Source organism: Pseudomonas sp. NBRC 111138, assembly GCF_001320835.1.
Taxonomy (GTDB): Bacteria; Pseudomonadota; Gammaproteobacteria; order Pseudomonadales; family Pseudomonadaceae; genus Aquipseudomonas; species Aquipseudomonas paracarnis.
On the sequence record NZ_BCBO01000037.1, the window covers coordinates 1 to 2,100 of the forward strand.

The 2,100-nt window shown below is 58.7% G+C and carries 2 protein-coding genes; one reads left to right on the forward strand and one right to left on the reverse strand.

Annotated elements, in window-relative coordinates; translation table 11 throughout:
• On the reverse strand, window positions 1-1,667 hold a 1,667-nt coding region (gene leuA / locus APH41_RS07325), incomplete at its 3' end, for a 2-isopropylmalate synthase (RefSeq protein ID WP_054918207.1).
• 43 nt (window positions 1,668-1,710) lie between these two features.
• On the opposite strand from leuA, the gene APH41_RS29315 reads away from it, so the two are divergent.
• A complete protein-coding gene (locus APH41_RS29315; protein ID WP_233445861.1) occupies window positions 1,711-1,932 on the forward strand; it encodes a hypothetical protein in 222 nt (73 codons plus the stop codon).
• Window positions 1,933-2,100: the final 168 nt, after the last annotated feature.

Sequence of the window (2,100 nt, forward strand, 5' to 3'; positions counted from 1 at the left end):
GCTTCCAACTGGCTCAACGAACGGTTCAGCGCACTGAACAGCGCCTTGAAGCTGGCGGTAGTGATGTTTTCATCGATCCCCACACCATGCACCGGGCGTTCGCCGTTCACGCGCAGTTCAATATAGGCCGCCGCCTTGGCATTGGTACCCGCACCAATCGCGTGCTCGTTGTAGTCCATGATCTCCACGCCAATCGGCAGGCCGGCCACCAAGGCTTCCAGCGCACCGTTGCCTTTGCCCTTCCAATGCAGGTTGGTTTCGCCCTGGCCTTTGCCGGAGACTTCCACCTCGACAAAGCTGTTGCCGTTCTCTTCCTGCAGGCGGTGGCTGACCAACGCATACGGCGTGTTGGCTTGCAGGTATTCACGCTGCAGCAAGGCGTAGATCTGTGGCGCGGTCATCTCCAGGCCCACGCGGTCGGTTTCGGCCTGCACCACCTGGCTGAACTCGATCTGCATGCGACGCGGCAAGCTGATGTCGTATTCCTGCTCCAGCAGGTAGGCGATACCGCCTTTGCCCGACTGGCTGTTCACGCGGATCACCGCCTCGTAGCTGCGGCCAATATCGGCCGGGTCGATCGGCAAGTACGGCACTTCCCACAGCGCATCGTCTTTCTGCTGCGAGAAGCCTTTGCGGATCGCGTCCTGGTGGGAACCGGAGAATGCGGTATGAACCAGGTCGCCGACATACGGGTGACGTGGGTGCACCTGGATCTGGTTGCATTCCTCGACCACTTTGCGCACGCCGTCAATGTCCGAGAAGTCCAACTGCGGGTCCAGGCCCTGGGTGTACATGTTCAGTGCCACGGTGACCAAGTCGACGTTACCGGTGCGCTCGCCGTTGCCGAACAGGCAGCCTTCCACACGGTCCGCGCCGGCCATCAGGCCCAGCTCGGTGGCCGCCACGCCAGTGCCACGGTCGTTGTGGGTATGCAGGCTGATGATCACGCTGTCGCGACGGTTGATATGGCGACCGAACCACTCGATCTGGTCGGCATAGATATTCGGCGTGGCGCACTCGACGGTGGCTGGCAGGTTGAGGATCATCTTGTGCTCAGGCGTCGGGTTCCACACCTCGATCACCGCGTCGCAGACTTCCTTGGCGAACTCCAGCTCAGTGGCGCTGAAGGTCTCTGGGGAATATTCGAAGGTCCACTGGGTTTCCGGCTGCTGGGCGGCGTATTTGACGAACAGCTTGGCGGCGTTGACCGCGATGGCCTTGATGCCGTCCTTGTCCTGGTTGAATACGATGCGGCGGAACGACGGCGAGGTGGCATTGTACAAGTGCACAATGGCTTTCTTGGCGCCGCGCAGGGATTCGAAGGTGCGTGCGATCAAGTCTTCACGGCCCTGGGTCAGCACCTGGATGGTGGTGTCCTCGGGGATGTGGTTGTCTTCGATCAGGGTGCGCACGAAGTCGAAGTCGGTTTGCGACGCGGCAGGGAACGAGGCTTCGATTTCCTTCACGCCAACGGCCACCAGGGTCTTCCAGAAGCGCAGCTTTTTCACCGCGTCCATCGGCTCGATCAGCGACTGGTTGCCATCACGCAGGTCGGAGCTGCACCAGATAGGCGCTTGGGTGATGGTTTTCGACGGCCAGGTACGGTCCGGAATGTCGATGGTGGGGAACGCGCGGTACTTCGAAGACGGGTCTTTGAGCATGCTCATCGGGAAATCCTTGGTTGTAGGGGCCGAGAAAAGGCGGCCTGCCGTGGAACTGTTATTGGGGATAAAACTGAGGGCGAGGCAGATCGATTCAGCCTGGCAGTCGTGCGCTGACAAGGCACAGGCTGCGGTGCTGGCGGAGCTGAATGAGGGTGTGAGAGGTTTTCATAAGCCCAACCCTAACCGTGGCCAAGTGAGATGGCAAGGTGGTCAGGAAAAATTGATAGATTTTCTGTATAAAACAAGATTTATGAATATTTATTGCTAACAGTGTCTTGTTTTCTTCATATTGTTGCGCTGCTGTAGGTGGTGGCGCAATTTTGGTGATGAGGTTTTCCCGTGGCGCCGCATGCGGCAGTGAAGGGCTCACCATCGCGCAAACAACGCACGACGGTGATTACTCAAATCACTTTATGGAAGATCTGATAATCCCCTG